The organism is Ruegeria profundi, from assembly GCF_001507545.1.
Lineage (GTDB): Bacteria > Pseudomonadota > Alphaproteobacteria > Rhodobacterales > Rhodobacteraceae > Ruegeria > Ruegeria profundi.
Genome location: NZ_LQBP01000004.1, coordinates 217844 through 232465, shown reverse-complemented (window position 1 = coordinate 232465; position 14622 = coordinate 217844). Strand labels below are relative to the sequence as shown.

The window sequence follows — 14622 nt, the reverse complement described above, 5'->3', positions numbered from 1 at the left end:
GACGAGTCAATAAAATTACCGTAGCGTCTCCTCGGCAATTGTTGAGAAGGGGATGGCTATGCCAAAACTCGGAATGGAACCAATCCGTCGTGATGCGATCGTTCGCGCGACGATTGCCGAGCTTGGGTCAAAGAAATCCCTGGATGTGACCGTCAGCCAGATTGCCAAACGGGCTGGAATGTCCAGCGCGCTGGCGCATCACTATTTCGGCGGTAAAGATCAGATTTTTCTGGCTGCGATGCGGCGAATCCTGTCCGACTTCGGGAATGAGGCTCGGGCCGAGCTTAAAGCGGCCGCACCTCATCAAAGGGCGCAAGCGATTATTCGTGCTTGCTTTGCACCGTCCTGCTTTACGCCTGATGTCATCACCGCGTGGATGACGTTTTATGTTCTGGCACAAACGAACGACGACGCGCTGCGCCTGTGGCAGATTTATCAGGCCCGTATGCGGTCCAATCTGGTCGACGCGCTGCGTCCGTTGATGCAGGACCCGGTCGAGGCAGCGGCAAACATGATTGCCCTGATTGACGGTTTGTATATTCGCGCGGCACTTACAGCACCGAAGGAACCGCAACTGGCCGTGAACCATGCCTTGCGTGTCCTCAATACCTTGCTTGAGGCTGAAAAATGACACAGCCGAACATTCTGATCCTGATGGTGGATCAGCTAAACGGAACCCTCTTTCCTGATGGTCCCGCAGACTGGCTTCATGCTCCAAACCTGAAGAAGCTGGCAGACCGATCGACGCGGTTTGCTAATGCGTACACGGCGTCCCCACTCTGCGCGCCGGGGCGTGCCAGCTTTATGTCGGGGCAATTGCCCTCGCGCACAGGGGTGTACGACAATGCGGCCGAGTTTCGCAGCGACATCCCCACATATGCCCACCACCTGCGTCGGGCGGGATATTACACCTGCCTGTCCGGCAAGATGCATTTTGTCGGACCCGATCAGTTGCACGGGTTCGAAGATCGGCTGACCACTGATATTTACCCTGCCGATTTCGGCTGGACCCCGGATTATCGCAAACCGGGCGAGCGGATCGATTGGTGGTATCACAACATGGGCTCGGTCACTGGCGCTGGCGTGGCCGAGATTTCCAACCAGATGGAATATGATGACGAGGTTGCCTATCACGCCAGGGCCAAGCTTTATGATCTGGCCCGTGGCAAGGATGACCGCCCGTGGTGCATGACCGTCAGCTTTACTCACCCGCATGATCCCTACGTAGCGCGTCGGAAATACTGGGACCTGTACGAAGATTGCGACCACCTGCTGCCCGAAGTGTCGGACTTGGGCTACGAAAACCAAGATCCGCATTCCAAGCGGATTTTCGATGCCAATGACTGGCGCAGCTTTGACATCACCGAGGATGACATCCGCAAGTCACGCCGCGCCTATTTTGCCAACATCTCGTACCTGGATGACAAAATCGGCGAAATCCTTGAGGTGCTTGAAAGCACACGGCAAGACGCGATCATCCTATTCGTCTCGGACCACGGCGACATGCTTGGCGAACGCGGATTGTGGTTCAAGATGACGTTCTTCGAGGGGTCGTCGCGCGTGCCGCTGATGATCTGTGCGCCTGACTTGCCTGAGGGTCGAATCGAAACGCCGGTTTCAACGCTTGATGTGACCCCAACGCTTGCCGCGCTTGCAGGCGTTGACATGGCAGCAATTGCGCCATGGACCGATGGCGAAAATCTTGTGCCCTTGGCGCACGGGGTCGAACGTACTGCGCCGGTTGCGATGGAATACGCGGCCGAGGCTTCATATGCGCCGCTGGTCTCGTTGCGGTATGGCAAGTGGAAGTACAACCGCTGTTCGCTGGACCCCGATCAGCTTTTCGATCTTGAGGCTGATCCGCAGGAACGGGTCAATCTGGCCACGAACCCTGCGCATGCCGGGACGTTGCAGACCCTGCGCGCGAAATCTGAGGCACGTTGGGATCTGGATCGGTTCGACGCGGACGTGCGGGCCAGCCAAGCCCGCCGATGGGTGGTGTACGAGGCGCTGCGGCAGGGCGGTTATTACCCCTGGGACTATCAGCCCCTTCAAAAAGCGTCAGAGCGCTACATGCGCAACCACATGGATTTGAACATCGTCGAGGAAAGCCAGCGCTTCCCGCGCGGCGAATAACCTTTCCATCCAAAGAAAACACACTCCGCCGTAATTCACCTGATTTGGAGCGGCGGGTCTAGGAGTTGTAAAATGGAAGCAGATTTCGTCATTGTAGGCGCCGGATCCGCCGGTTGCGCGATGGCCTATCGTCTGAGCGAGGCAGGGGCTTCAGTTCTGGTCATCGAACATGGCGGCACGGATGCCGGGCCGTTTATCCAGATGCCTGCCGCGCTCAGCTATCCAATGAACATGGCGCGCTATGACTGGGGCTATCAATCCGAACCCGAGCCGCATCTGAACAACCGCCGTCTGGCCTGCCCGCGTGGCAAGGTGATTGGTGGGTCGTCCTCGATCAACGGGATGGTCTATGTGCGCGGTCACGCGCGCGACTTTGACACGTGGGCCGACATGGGGGCCGATGGCTGGTCCTATGCCGACGTGCTGCCTTATTACAAGCGCATGGAGACATGGCACGATGGTGGTCACGGAGGTGATGCGGAATGGCGCGGCAAGGATGGTCCGCTGCATGTTTCGCGGGGGCCGCGCCAAAACCCGCTGTTTCAGGCTTTCGTCGATGCGGGGCAGCAGGCGGGCTATGAGGTCACCGGGGATTACAACGGTGAGAAACAGGAAGGTTTTGGTCCGATGGATCAAACCGTTTGGAAAGGACGGCGCTGGTCTGCGGCAAATGCCTATCTGAAGCCTGCTTTGAAACGCGAAAACTGCGATATTGTTCGAGGTCTGGCGTCTCGGGTTGTGATTGAAAACGGGCGTGCCACAGGTGTCGAGCTGATCCGTGGCGGCAAAAAGGAAGTTATCCGTGCCCGGCGAGAAGTGGTTCTGGCGGCGTCGTCCATCAACTCACCCAAACTTTTGATGCTGTCCGGGATCGGTCCTGCAGCGCATCTGGCCGAGATGGGAATTGACGTTGTCACCGATCGCCCCGGCGTCGGCGGGAACCTGCAAGACCATCTTGAGTTGTATATCCAGCAAGCCTCATTGCAGCCTATCACGTTGTACAAGCACTGGAATCTGATCAGTAAGGGCCTGATCGGGGCGCAGTGGCTGTTCACGAAAACCGGCCTTGGGGCATCGAACCAATTTGAAAGCGCGGCGTTTATCCGTTCGAAACCGGGCGTCGAATATCCGGATATTCAGTACCACTTTTTGCCTATGGCCGTTCGGTATGACGGTCAGGCCGCAGCGGAAGGGCACGGGTTTCAGGCACATGTCGGGCCGATGCGGTCTCCGTCGCGGGGAACAGTCAGGCTGCGCTCGGACCGGGCTGAGGACGCGCCGGTGATCCGGTTCAATTACATGAGTCATGAAAAGGATTGGGAGGATTTTCGCAAATGCATCCGCCTGACCCGCGAAATCTTCGGACAAGAGGCGTTCAAACCTTATGCGGGCAAGGAAATTCAGCCCGGTGCGGATATGCAGACAGATGAGGAGCTGAACGGCTTTATCGCCGAACACGCCGAAAGCGCCTATCACCCGTGCGGTACCTGCCGTATGGGGCAGGTCGACGACAAAGATGCGGTGGTCGATCCCCAAAGCCGCGTGATCGGCGTGGATGGGCTGCGCGTTGCCGACAGCTCGATCTTTCCGCAGATCACCAACGGCAATCTGAACGCGCCGTCCATCATGGTGGGTGAGAAAGTTTCAGATCATCTGCTTGGGAAAGAGGCTCTGCCACGGGCCAACAATCGCCCATGGATTCATCCGAAATGGGCGACAGCGCAGCGGTGATTTGATCCGCGTCAAAGTGGGGCGTGCGACAGGCGTATAAACCGGGGTAGCAACGACATCTTTTAGGAGCGAACAGGAATGTCCCACACCCCGCATGAACTGGCCGAAGAATTTCCGGACAAAGTCGAATTGATGAGCCAGCTCAAGCAATCCGACGCGCATTTCGCAAGGCTTGCGGATGAATATCACGAGATCAACCGCACCGTGCATCGCGCCGAAGCAAACATAGAGCCAATGGAAGATTTGGCCGAAGGTGAGTTGCGCAAGAAACGTGCTGCGCTGAAGGATGAGATCTGGGCGATTTTGTCAAATGCGTAAGACTTGGGCGGGGCCGCGTCCCCGCCGCTGCAATCCGCAACTCTGCGTCGGTCCTGTCACATATGCCAAAGTTCAGGTGACTTCATAAGGCAACGTGCCGCGCGTGTGGGCGTCAATCGAAAGACGGCGCTCTAGTGGTGGAACCGAGCGTTGATGGCAGTTCTTTCGCTCGCAGATTCGGCATGAGATGCCGATCGGCTCATAGGCGCTGGCGTTGTTTATATCGAGGTTATCGGCGTAGACCAGCGCTTCGGCGTGACGCACCTCGCAGCCAAGCGCGATGGCATAGCGGCGCACAGGTGCGCCAAATGAGCCACCGGACTTTGATACATCTCTGGCCAGTGAGATATAGCGCACGCCGTCGGGCGTTTCTGCCAGTTGTCGAAGGAAATGGCCGGGGGTTTCAAAGGCGCGGTGAACGTTCCACAGCGGGCAGGCACCCCCGAACCGCGCAAATTGTAGTCTGGTGGCCGAGTGGCGCTTGGTGATTGTGCCCGCCTGATCGACCCGCACGAAAAAGAACGGAATGCCCTTGGCGCCCGGACGTTGCAGCGTAGACAGTCGATGTGCAACCTGTTCGATCGATGCGCCAAAGCGATTGCTGAGCAGTTCCAGATCGTGACGGTATTCTTGCGCGGCTGCCAGAAACGCACCATAGGGCATCAGTGAAGCCCCGGCGAAATAATTGGCCAGACCGATCTTGGCGATAGCGCGGGCTTCGTCGCTTTGAAACTTGGCAAAATCCAACGTTGCTTCCAGCAATTTATCCTGGCTGATCAACGCCATCTGCAACAACAGTTGGAACACCTGCGTTTGTGGCGCAGTGCGCGAGGAAAGCTGAAGGGTTTTGCTGTCGGCGTCGTATTTTCGGGTTTCGTCAATATCCACAAATTGCACCCGGATGCCGCGTTCACCAAGGCTGTCGATTGCTGTGGAGCGAATGCCCCCAGCGTCGTTTGCACGTGTGGCAAACCGCTCGGCCGCGCGGTCGACCGCATCGATGTAGTTGTCGCAGTAATGGAAGAAGTCGCGCACCTCTTCCCAGGGGCTGGCCTGAATTCGCGCGTCTTCCCGACCCAGGGCTTCATCCAAAGAAGCCAGCCGCTCATGCGTTTGCCTGTAGGTGCGGTGCAGCGCGATGAATGCGCGCGCAAGGGCCGGCGCATTCGACGCAGTCAGTCGCAGATCGGCCAGCGGGGGCATGGTGTCATCGAATACCGGATCAGCCAGCGCCTCACGCATGTCCGAGACCAGACGCTCGCTGTCGCCTGTGCTCAGCTCGGTCACATCCATGCCGAATTCCTGCGCCAGCGCCAGAACAACCGTCGTTGAGATCGGCCGGTTGTTGTTCTCCATCTGGTTCAGATAAGGCAGCGAAACGCCCAGTTTGGCAGCGAAGTCCTTTTGCGTCAGGGTCAGACGCGTTCGCATCTCGCGCAGTTTTGCGCCAGCGTAAAGTTTTTGGGTGGCCATGGCGTGCCTTTGCAACTTTTCCCTCAGCGCAAGCTAACTTTGCAAACTGTCAGGTGCAAGCTGTGTTACAGGCCCAGCTTCTTCTCGCGCCAGATAACCAAACTGATGGCGCAGACGGCAAGCGCCGAAGTAGCCAGCATCAGCCACAGCAATGGCATCGCCCCGGTGTCTTTGGTCAACAGGGCCGCAGCCAGACCGCTTAGCCCGGCACCGCCGCCCAGCATGATCGCTCCGCTTAGACCCGAAGCTGTCGCGGCAAGATGCGGGCGTACAGACAGGGCACCGGAGGTGGCATTGGGAATTGTCATTCCATTCCCGACACCGACAAAGGTCATGAACCCGAAAAAGCTGAGCGCCGTTCCAAGACCCAAAAGAAACAGAGCGGCGGACAACGCTATGCCGATTGTGGTCAGCCAGCACCCACAATAGACCATCCGGTTCACACCAAAACGAACCGAGTACCGACCGCTGAGAAAGTTGCCTACAAAATACCCGACCGCAGGAGCGCCAAAAAGGACGCCAATCTGTGCGGCGCTCAGGCCGAACACCTCGGTGCCGATGAACGGCGCTCCACCCAGATAGGCGAAGAACGCACCTGATGACAGCGCGCAGGACATCGAATAGCCCCAAAAGCGTGGAGAGCGCAGCAATTCAGGATATTCGCGGAATTGCTGTATCAGCGTTTTGCCGCTTTTGACCGAAGTCTCGCCAAAATCGAAGTAGGTCAGCGCCAGCGTCATTACGCCAAGCGCGAAGGGCAGCCAAAAATTCGCCTTCCACCCAAAACTCTCTTCCAGAAAGCCGCCAATGGCCGGGCCGATCATGGGGACGACGGCCATGCCCATCGTCACATACCCGATCATTGAAGCCGCCTTGTCCTGTTCAAACAGGTCCCGCACTGCCGCCCGGCTGAGTACCATGCCCACGACCACGATGGCCTGACACATCCGAAAAGCCAGAAAAACCTCGGCATTCGGGGCGTAGATGCAACCTAGCGTAGCGGCCAGGAACAGCACCAAGCCCCACAGCAGAACAGGTCGTCGTCCGGCTTTGTCCGCAATCGGCCCGATCAGGATTTGAAGCACTGCATTAACCAGCAAATACAGCGCAATCGACAATTGCATGACCTTGTAGTCGGTCTGAAAATGCAGCGCCATGTTCGGCAGGCTGGGCAGGAACAAATTCAGGCTGAGCGCCGACAGCCCCGACAGCAATACGAGAGTGTAAATTGTGGGGGGCGAGCGGTGCGCCTGACTTGAACTGAACTGCATGGTTCACGTGTACATTAAGCTCAACAAGGAATGCCATGCAAGAACGTGACTGAAAGAGATAGATTAGCTAATTTACAGTTTTCCAGCTGTAAGTTTTCAAACATTTGCAAATTTGCCGAAAGACGCTTTGGGTTAGGCGCGTCTGGGTATAGTGTCGCGCAAAATTCACAGGGGATTAGCGCCATGAAAGACATCCTGACAGAGCTTGAAAACCGTCGCAACGAAGCACGGCTGGGCGGTGGGCAAAAGCGCATCGACGCACAGCACGGCCGCGGTAAGCTGACCGCGCGCGAACGTATCGACCTGCTGTTGGATGAAGGCAGTTTCGAAGAGTTCGATATGTTCGTCAGCCACCGCTGCACAGATTTTGGGATGGAAAATCAAAAACCTGCGGGCGATGGCGTGGTGACCGGCTGGGGTACGATCAATGGCCGGATGGTGTATGTGTTCAGCCAGGATTTCACCGTGTTCGGCGGATCGCTGTCGGAAACCCACGCGCAGAAAATCTGCAAGATCATGGATATGGCGATCCAGAATGGCGCGCCGGTTATCGGGATCAACGACTCGGGCGGGGCGCGAATCCAAGAAGGCGTGGCGTCGCTGGCGGGTTATGCCGAGGTGTTCCAGCGGAACATCATGGCGTCGGGCGTGGTGCCGCAGATCAGCGTCATCATGGGGCCCTGCGCTGGTGGCGCGGTTTACAGCCCGGCAATGACCGATTTTATCTTTATGGTCAAAGACACGTCGTACATGTTCGTGACCGGCCCCGACGTCGTAAAAACCGTTACCAACGAAGTTGTCACCGCCGAAGAACTGGGCGGCGCATCGACCCACACAAAGAAATCCTCGGTCGCCGATGGCGCGTTCGAGAATGATGTCGAAGCACTGGCCGAAGTACGCCGTCTTGTCGATTTCCTACCGCTGAACAACCGTGAAAAGCCCCCGGTGCGTCCCTTCTTTGACAGCCCGGAACGGGTCGAAACCTCGCTGGATACTCTGATCCCGGACAATCCGAACACTCCCTATGACATGAAAGAGCTGATCACCAAGGTGGCGGATGAGGGTGATTTCTACGAAATTCAGGAAGACTACGCCAAGAACATCATCACCGGTTTTATCCGGCTGGAGGGACAGACCGTTGGGGTCGTGGCGAACCAGCCGATGGTGTTGGCCGGCTGCCTGGACATCGACAGCAGCCGCAAGGCCGCGCGCTTCGTGCGGTTCTGCGACTGTTTCGAAATTCCGATCCTGACTTTCGTGGATGTGCCGGGCTTTTTGCCGGGGACATCGCAAGAATATGGCGGTGTCATCAAGCATGGCGCCAAGCTGTTGTTTGCCTATGGCGAGGCGACGGTTCCGAAGGTCACTGTTATCACCCGCAAGGCCTATGGTGGCGCATATGACGTTATGGCTTCAAAGCATCTGCGTGGTGATTTCAACTATGCCTGGCCCACAGCCGAGATCGCTGTGATGGGGGCCAAAGGCGCGACCGAGATCATCCACCGCGCCGATCTGGGCAACGATGAGAAAATCGCGCAGCACGCGCAAGACTACGAAAACCGCTTCGCCAACCCATTCGTTGCGGCTGAGCGTGGTTTTATTGACGAGGTGATTATGCCCCAATCCACCCGCCGCCGTGTGTCCCGCGCATTTGCGAGTCTTCGCAACAAGAAACTGAAAAACCCGTGGAAAAAGCACGACAATATTCCGCTGTAGAGGAAAACGCGACGGGTGCGTCGGTAGCAGAACGCTGTGCGTGCAAACCGTGGCAGGCGGGACAACCAGAGCGTTTGACATAGAGAATAAAGCTGATAAATGAATAGCCCTATCAGACATAGAAAAGCGCGGGCCTTAAGCCAAGCGCGCGCGACCCCGGAGAGAGGAGCCTGCACCTTGCAGGTCTGGGGTCGCGCTCTTGCTCTGATATGTCTTTCATGCGTCAACCCTGCCTTCGCCAAATCCGAAAACCTGTTGCCGGTGCCGTCTGGACAGCCCGTACATCTGACCGATGTGCTGCTGGACAACAGTCCGGGTGAGCTGTGGGTCAGGTTTCGATTTATCGCGCCCAAGATCGGTTCGACGGTGGGGCGGATCGGATATGATGTGGCCTCGGTCGATATGGCGCATTTGTGTCAGACGCTTGCGGTCGCCTATGTCGCCAAATACGATCTCGAACCGGCGCGGGTTGTTATTTCTCTGTCTGACCGGCCTATCGAATTCGGGCGGTCGGCGCCCGATGCAACTCAGTTCTTCGAAGCCTATCGGCTGGAGCAATCCCAATGTATCTGGGAGGGCTTCTGACCATGAAACGTTTTCGAAAAAACCGGACGTTTCTGAAACCAAATGCGGCTTTGGAGGTGCGCATAATGATTCTGTCTGCGTGGGGGAACGGGCATGTTTCCCTTTATATGATCGACAAAAAGGTGGCGATATGCTGAAACACCGTGGATTCCCCGGACGGCTTCCCGGAACCGATTTTCAGTTCACTATTCGCCGTGCCAACCCAAAAGGTATCACGCCGATCTCTCGGCGCGAACGGTTCCGGGATCGCAAGCCCGCAGACCGTCGTGCCGATGCGGCCTTCATGGAGGCGCTGTGGCAGCATTTTGGCGACCAACCTTTCGAACGCGGCAACTTGGACGCGGGTCGGCTGAGTTGGCTATTCGAGCGCGAAGTCATTGCTGCCGAAGATCCGTTTGATCCGGCCAGCTACGAGGCCTTGCTGGTGATAGATGTGGACGCGGCGCGCATATCGTTTCCGGATATTTTCAACGAGGTGCGTTAAGCCGTGCAGGCCGCTGTAGTGCATACCCACCCGAACGTGTCTTCGGAAAAAACCCTGCCCGGTGTCGGGCAGGGCAGGGCTGTGTGCTTAGAAGTTCAGCTGCGCGGCAAGCTGAATACGGTCGCCGTCGAAATCCCGGCCCGTAGGCGCGTCATTCCGCTCGCCGTAGAAGTATTCGGCGCTCAGGGTCAGGTTATCCGTGGCTTTGTAGAACGCGTTGACGTGGATCGTTTCGAGTTCGGTGAAAGCCAGCGTACCGGTCGAGCTCGCAAGGTCATAGTCTTCGCTACCATAGGCGATACCGATGTTCAGTTTTTCCCCTATGTCCTGGCGGAGCTCAAGCGAGTAGCCGTCCGCGTCGTTGGCCCGGCCGCCAACGATCGCATCACCGCCACCGATCAGGTACGGGCCAATTGCCTCACCGTCGGTGTAGTTGGCCGTGAAAAGCCCACCTTTCCAGAGTTTGGCCGTGGCACCGACAGTGAAGCCGGTTTGGTCAACCTCGGTATTGCCCGACTTTGCCTTGCTGTAGAGGGCAGCCGCGCGGGCGCTATACTTATCGTTTTTGAACTCAACAGCGGCCGTCAGAACAGGGTCATCCGAGTTCGAGGAGCCGACGTTTTCTTCCACAGACGCGGTGAACGTGGTGTGAGCGCCGAGTTTGCCGGTGTAGCGCACCTGCGGTGTCCGGGCAAACAGAACGCCAACAGGTCCGTTGAATTCAACCGTGCGGGGATAAGAGTCCAGCGCCATGAAGTTCGTCCAGGTCTGACCGATCAACCAGTGGTCGCCGATCGTGATATTGGCATGGCGTATCCGGAATTCGGCAGTACCGCTCGAGCCAAACAGGTCAACTTCCAACTGTCCACCGATGTCGCCGATGTCGCTGGGCGTGAGAGTGCGCAATCCGACCCGCGATTGGCGAACTGTGGCACCAAATTTTCCGTTGGTCGCGGCAGTGGGTTCACCGATAACGTTCACGAAGGCCGTGTCGCCTTGATCAAAGTCGAAGTCATAGAAGAAGTCGGCTTTGACGTAGCCGTAGACATCCAAGGATGTGCTACCGACACGAAGATCCCCGGTTCCGGAACCGGCGCTATTGGCTTCGAGAGCTTCAACCCGGGCGCGCAGAGCTTCCAGCTCGGCTTGGGTTTGTGCGTCTTCGGCAAAGGCAAGCGTGCTCGTTGCACTCAGTACTGTTGCAGTGAGCAGGATTGCCTTCGTATTTCGTCTTTTCATTTGGGTGTTTCCTTGTGTGCAATTATGCACGCGCACATTTTCACGCAGCGGTTATTCAAGGAAATCACGAGACTGAGACGAAAAACTATTTATAATTCAAGGAAATGTGCGAATTTCTTGATTAAAAATCACGCTGCTGTGATGGCCACTGCTAAAACCCTGTTACCACCGAAAATTCCTGCCGAATTGCTGAAGACTGATAGCGTTAACGTAATTTTGCAGCGTGCTGTGATTGTCGCCGCGTGTAACAGAATTGTGACGGTGACGCGCCTTGGGGCATGTGCGTCGAGGTCTATTTCTCTCGGCACTAATTTGCGCGGCGTTTTGTTGCATGGGCAGATTCCAGCCGGAATCCCAACAGGTAACACTTCAGTCTTTGCCGCCTGTTACGCCGCGTGCATTCTACCTGTGCCGTGCGGCTCTACTTTGCCTGCGCCGCACAAGCACCTACTATTCCGTACCCCTTCCTTGCGCGGGCAGGCTTGTGAAACCCACAACGTCTTGCCCGCGTTTTTCTTTGCGCGCGACCTACGGCATAAACCTGCGCAAAACCCGAAAAAACCGCGCTTGTTATTGAATATCAACCCCCGGTTGCTGCATCTGCGCTTCAGTGAATCAATAACTGAAAAGAGGCAGAGCGTATGCGATTCTCAAAATTCTTCCTGGCCGTTGCGACCTGTACGAGCCTCGCGGCCTGTGGTGACTCGACCGGCGAACAGGCGCTGTTGGGCGGGGGCGCAGGCGCGCTGGGCGCGGCGGTCCTCAACGCCGATCCGTTCGTCGGTGCCGCGGTGGGTGCCGCCGGCAACGTGCTATTCTGCAAAACACAACGGAACTGTTACTAATACAATCTTCGGGGCGCCTGTCGTCCTGACCGTAATCGCGCAAAACGCCGTCATGGGGCTAAAACCCTGTGGCGGCGTTTCGCGTTTCCAAAACACCAAGACAAAGGACGTTCCATGTTCAACAAGATCCTGATCGCCAACCGGGGTGAGATCGCCTGCCGCGTTATAAAAACCGCGCGCAAGATGGGTATCGGCACGGTCGCCATTTACTCAGATGCAGACAAGAACGCGCTGCATGTTTCGATGGCGGATGAGGCGGTGCACATCGGGCCGCCGCCTGCGAACCAGTCCTACATTGTCATCGACAAGGTCATGGACGCCATTCGGAAAAGTGGCGCTCAGGCGGTGCACCCCGGCTATGGCTTCTTGTCGGAAAATGCCAAATTTGCCGAGGCACTTGAGGCTGAAGGTGTCGCGTTTGTCGGACCTCCGAAAGGCGCGATTGAGGCGATGGGCGACAAGATCACCTCGAAGAAGATCGCTCAGGATGCAGGTGTATCTACGGTTCCCGGATATATGGGGCTGATCGACGATGCCGATGAGGCGGTTAAGATATCAAACGAAATCGGCTATCCGGTCATGATCAAGGCCAGCGCCGGCGGCGGCGGCAAGGGTATGCGGATCGCCTGGAATGATGAAGAAGCGCGCGAAGGCTTCCAGTCATCCAAGAACGAAGCTGCGAACTCGTTCGGGGACGACCGGATTTTCATCGAGAAATTCGTGACTCAACCTCGCCATATCGAGATTCAGGTTTTATGCGACACCCACGGCAACGGGATCTATCTGGGCGAGCGTGAATGTTCGATCCAGCGTCGCAACCAGAAGGTAGTTGAAGAGGCGCCGTCGCCATTCCTTGACCCAGAAACCCGCAAGGCAATGGGAGAACAGGCCGTCGCGCTGGCCAAGGCTGTGAACTATGCCAGTGCAGGCACGGTTGAGTTCATCGTCGACGGTGAAAAGAACTTCTACTTCCTAGAAATGAATACGCGCCTTCAGGTCGAACACCCCGTCACCGAACTGATCACCGGTGTCGATCTGGTTGAACAGATGATCCGCGTAGCGGCAGGTGAAAAGCTGACGATCACGCAAGACGATGTAACCCTGACTGGCTGGGCCATTGAAAACCGCCTGTATGCCGAAGACCCGTACCGCAATTTCCTACCCTCGATTGGTCGTCTAACCCGGTATCGCCCCCCGCAGGAAACCGCTGCTGGTCCGATGCTAGCCAACGGCAAATGGCAGGGGGATGCGCCCACGGGTGAGGCCGCGGTTCGAAACGACACGGGCGTCTACGAAGGTGGCGAGATCAGCATGTATTATGACCCGATGATCGCCAAGCTTTGTACTTGGGCCCCGACGCGTGAGGCCGCGATTGAGGCGATGCGCGTGGCGCTGGATAGCTTTGAGGTGGAAGGCATTGGTCATAACCTGCCGTTCCTGTCTGCTGTGATGGACCACCCGAAATTCATCAGCGGCGATATGACCACCGCCTTCATTGCTGAGGAATACCCGGACGGGTTTGCCGGCGTAGAACTGTCCGAAGCTGATCTGCGCAGGATCGCGGCCTCTTGCGCGGCGATGCATCGGGTGGCCGAGATTCGCCGCACACGTGTCTCGGGCCGTATGGACAATCACGAGCGCAAGGTGGGCAAGCGGTGGAACGTCGCGTTGCAGGGGCTGGAATTTGATGTGAAGGTCAAAGCCGACAAACAGGGTGCGACGGTCAAATTCGATGATGGTGAGACTCTACGTGTCTCATCGGACTGGACCCCCGGCGATCAACTGGCCGTTGTTGACGTGGATAGTGGCCTGCTTGTGATGAAGGTCGGCAAAATATCGGGCGGGTTCCGTGTGCGAAACCGCGGCGCGGACCTGAAGGTGCATGTGCGCCGTCCGCGTCAGGCAGAATTGGCCAGACTGATGCCCGAGAAACTTCCGCCTGATACATCCAAGATGCTTCTCTGCCCGATGCCCGGCCTGATCGTAAAGATCGATGTCGAAGTGGGGCAAGAGGTGCAGGAAGGTCAGGCGCTGTGCACGGTCGAGGCGATGAAGATGGAGAACATCCTGCGGGCCGAAAAGAAGGGTGTCGTTGCCAAGATCAACGCTGGCCCGGGCGACAGCCTTGCCGTGGACGATGTGATCATCGAATTCGAATGACCATGACCTTGTGTTCGCCATATCTCCGGATGGTCCCGGCGCGTCGCGCCGGGCGTGGTGAGGCCGTTCACCCGCCCTCGCGTCGTTCGCGGATCTCGCGTTCGCGCAGAGGCGTCTTGTCGATTGAACGGCCAATCTCGCGCACGCTCCATGGTGCGGGTTTGCGCAGTTTGACCACACCGTCCTTGTCGACGAACACCATCTGGAACCCGCGCGGCCGCAGTTCCGATCGGATCGGAGAGCGCGCGGCCGGGTCTGTATCTGTCAGCACGACCACATCGCGATCACGCATGGCTGCCTCGCCTTCGACCAGCATGTCGATCTGTTGCTGGAACCGGGGGTCGGCGGGTGTGTCGGCGAAGACGATGATGGGTCGACTGACCCACAGAAACTCGCTGAGTTCGCTGTCGCCAACGGGCCGGACGAAGTCATCCTCTGCCGGTGCAGACCCGTCGGCAGCCACTGCGGCCAGCGGGAATAGTACCAAGAAAACAAGGGCAAGCGTTCGTGTCATAAGTCCTCCTGTTGAGTTGAATATAGCCCCTGTGTTTGTGAATGCGACCGACGAAATGCACCCGGCGTTCAAAAACTTGCGTTTGACCGGGCCTGAACCGGCCCTGTCGGATATCACATCGCGCGGATGACCTTCCGACGCGACCCGAAT

At 57.4% G+C, this 14622-nt stretch carries 13 protein-coding genes; 9 read left to right on the top strand and 4 right to left on the bottom strand.

Annotated elements, in window-relative coordinates; all coding sequences use genetic code 11:
* The first annotated feature begins 58 nt into the window (after positions 1-58).
* The 4 genes from betI to AVO44_RS09425 all read left to right on the top strand — a co-directional run bounded on the left by betI (position 59) and on the right by AVO44_RS09425 (position 4185).
* Positions 59-631: a choline-binding transcriptional repressor BetI gene (gene betI, locus AVO44_RS09440; RefSeq protein WP_068336376.1), complete on the top strand. Its 573-nt coding sequence runs from the start codon at positions 59-61 to the stop codon at positions 629-631.
* The gene (gene betC / locus AVO44_RS09435) at positions 628-2136 is read left to right on the top strand and encodes a choline-sulfatase (RefSeq protein WP_068335849.1); all 1509 of its coding nucleotides are present in this window, start codon (positions 628-630) and stop codon (positions 2134-2136) included. Before betI ends, betC begins: the two co-directional genes overlap by 4 nt.
* Positions 2137-2208: 72 nt before the next feature.
* Positions 2209-3867 carry a choline dehydrogenase gene (gene betA / locus AVO44_RS09430; protein WP_068335846.1) on the top strand — a complete coding sequence of 553 codons (1659 nt, stop codon included), beginning with the start codon at positions 2209-2211 and terminating at the stop codon, positions 3865-3867.
* Positions 3868-3945: 78 nt separating this feature from the next.
* Positions 3946-4185 (top strand): HP1242/YdcH family protein, encoded by a 240-nt coding sequence (locus tag AVO44_RS09425; protein WP_068335844.1) that lies wholly within the window; start codon positions 3946-3948, stop codon positions 4183-4185.
* A 72-nt stretch (positions 4186-4257) separates the two neighbouring features.
* On the opposite strand, the gene AVO44_RS09420 is transcribed toward AVO44_RS09425, so the two are convergent.
* Both AVO44_RS09420 and AVO44_RS09415 read right to left on the bottom strand, forming a co-directional pair.
* On the bottom strand, positions 4258-5658 hold the full coding sequence (locus AVO44_RS09420) for a helix-turn-helix domain-containing protein (protein ID WP_068335842.1): 1401 nt from the start codon (positions 5656-5658) through the stop codon (positions 4258-4260).
* A gap of 65 nt (positions 5659-5723) precedes the next feature.
* Positions 5724-6929 (bottom strand): multidrug effflux MFS transporter, encoded by a 1206-nt coding sequence (locus AVO44_RS09415; protein ID WP_068335839.1) that lies wholly within the window; start codon positions 6927-6929, stop codon positions 5724-5726.
* Between the two features lie 183 nt (positions 6930-7112).
* Between AVO44_RS09415 and AVO44_RS09410 the strand changes: the two genes are divergently transcribed.
* From AVO44_RS09410 to AVO44_RS09400, 3 genes are all read left to right on the top strand, one after another.
* On the top strand, positions 7113-8645 hold the full coding sequence (locus tag AVO44_RS09410; RefSeq protein WP_068335836.1) for an acyl-CoA carboxylase subunit beta: 1533 nt from the start codon (positions 7113-7115) through the stop codon (positions 8643-8645).
* Between the two features lie 177 nt (positions 8646-8822).
* The gene (locus tag AVO44_RS09405) at positions 8823-9230 is read left to right on the top strand and encodes a DUF6497 family protein (protein WP_233421965.1); all 408 of its coding nucleotides are present in this window, start codon (positions 8823-8825) and stop codon (positions 9228-9230) included.
* 130 nt (positions 9231-9360) lie between these two features.
* Positions 9361-9714: a hypothetical protein gene (locus AVO44_RS09400; protein ID WP_068335833.1), complete on the top strand. Its 354-nt coding sequence runs from the start codon at positions 9361-9363 to the stop codon at positions 9712-9714.
* Between the two features lie 87 nt (positions 9715-9801).
* Here the strand turns inward: AVO44_RS09400 and AVO44_RS09395 are convergent, their stop codons facing one another.
* Positions 9802-10953, bottom strand: coding sequence for a DcaP family trimeric outer membrane transporter (locus AVO44_RS09395; RefSeq protein WP_068335831.1), 1152 nt, complete (start codon positions 10951-10953; stop codon positions 9802-9804).
* A 641-nt stretch (positions 10954-11594) separates the two neighbouring features.
* Between AVO44_RS09395 and AVO44_RS09390 the strand changes: the two genes are divergently transcribed.
* Complete coding sequence (locus AVO44_RS09390; protein WP_068335828.1) at positions 11595-11798, top strand: hypothetical protein; 204 nt, start codon at positions 11595-11597, stop codon at positions 11796-11798.
* A gap of 114 nt (positions 11799-11912) precedes the next feature.
* On the top strand, positions 11913-13958 hold the full coding sequence (locus AVO44_RS09385) for an acetyl-CoA carboxylase biotin carboxylase subunit (protein WP_068335826.1): 2046 nt from the start codon (positions 11913-11915) through the stop codon (positions 13956-13958).
* Between the two features lie 67 nt (positions 13959-14025).
* Here AVO44_RS09385 and AVO44_RS09380 read toward each other — a convergent pair whose 3' ends face one another.
* Positions 14026-14472, bottom strand: coding sequence for a DUF4174 domain-containing protein (locus AVO44_RS09380; protein ID WP_068335824.1), 447 nt, complete (start codon positions 14470-14472; stop codon positions 14026-14028).
* Positions 14473-14622: the final 150 nt, after the last annotated feature.

Excerpts from the sequence above, each read along its gene's own strand:
- betI (WP_068336376.1), top strand. The coding sequence starts at position 59 with ATGCCAAAACTCGGAATGGAACCAATCCGTCGTGATGCGATCGTTCGC.
- AVO44_RS09415 (WP_068335839.1), bottom strand. The coding sequence starts at position 6,929 with ATGCAGTTCAGTTCAAGTCAGGCGCACCGCTCGCCCCCCACAATTTAC.
- AVO44_RS09395 (WP_068335831.1), bottom strand. The coding sequence starts at position 10,953 with ATGAAAAGACGAAATACGAAGGCAATCCTGCTCACTGCAACAGTACTG.
- AVO44_RS09420 (WP_068335842.1), bottom strand. The coding sequence starts at position 5,658 with ATGGCCACCCAAAAACTTTACGCTGGCGCAAAACTGCGCGAGATGCGA.
- betC (WP_068335849.1), top strand. The coding sequence starts at position 628 with ATGACACAGCCGAACATTCTGATCCTGATGGTGGATCAGCTAAACGGA.
- AVO44_RS09380 (WP_068335824.1), bottom strand. The coding sequence starts at position 14,472 with ATGACACGAACGCTTGCCCTTGTTTTCTTGGTACTATTCCCGCTGGCC.
- AVO44_RS09400 (WP_068335833.1), top strand. The coding sequence starts at position 9,361 with ATGCTGAAACACCGTGGATTCCCCGGACGGCTTCCCGGAACCGATTTT.
- AVO44_RS09410 (WP_068335836.1), top strand. The coding sequence starts at position 7,113 with ATGAAAGACATCCTGACAGAGCTTGAAAACCGTCGCAACGAAGCACGG.
- AVO44_RS09425 (WP_068335844.1), top strand. The coding sequence starts at position 3,946 with ATGTCCCACACCCCGCATGAACTGGCCGAAGAATTTCCGGACAAAGTC.
- AVO44_RS09390 (WP_068335828.1), top strand. The coding sequence starts at position 11,595 with ATGCGATTCTCAAAATTCTTCCTGGCCGTTGCGACCTGTACGAGCCTC.
- betA (WP_068335846.1), top strand. The coding sequence starts at position 2,209 with ATGGAAGCAGATTTCGTCATTGTAGGCGCCGGATCCGCCGGTTGCGCG.
- AVO44_RS09385 (WP_068335826.1), top strand. The coding sequence starts at position 11,913 with ATGTTCAACAAGATCCTGATCGCCAACCGGGGTGAGATCGCCTGCCGC.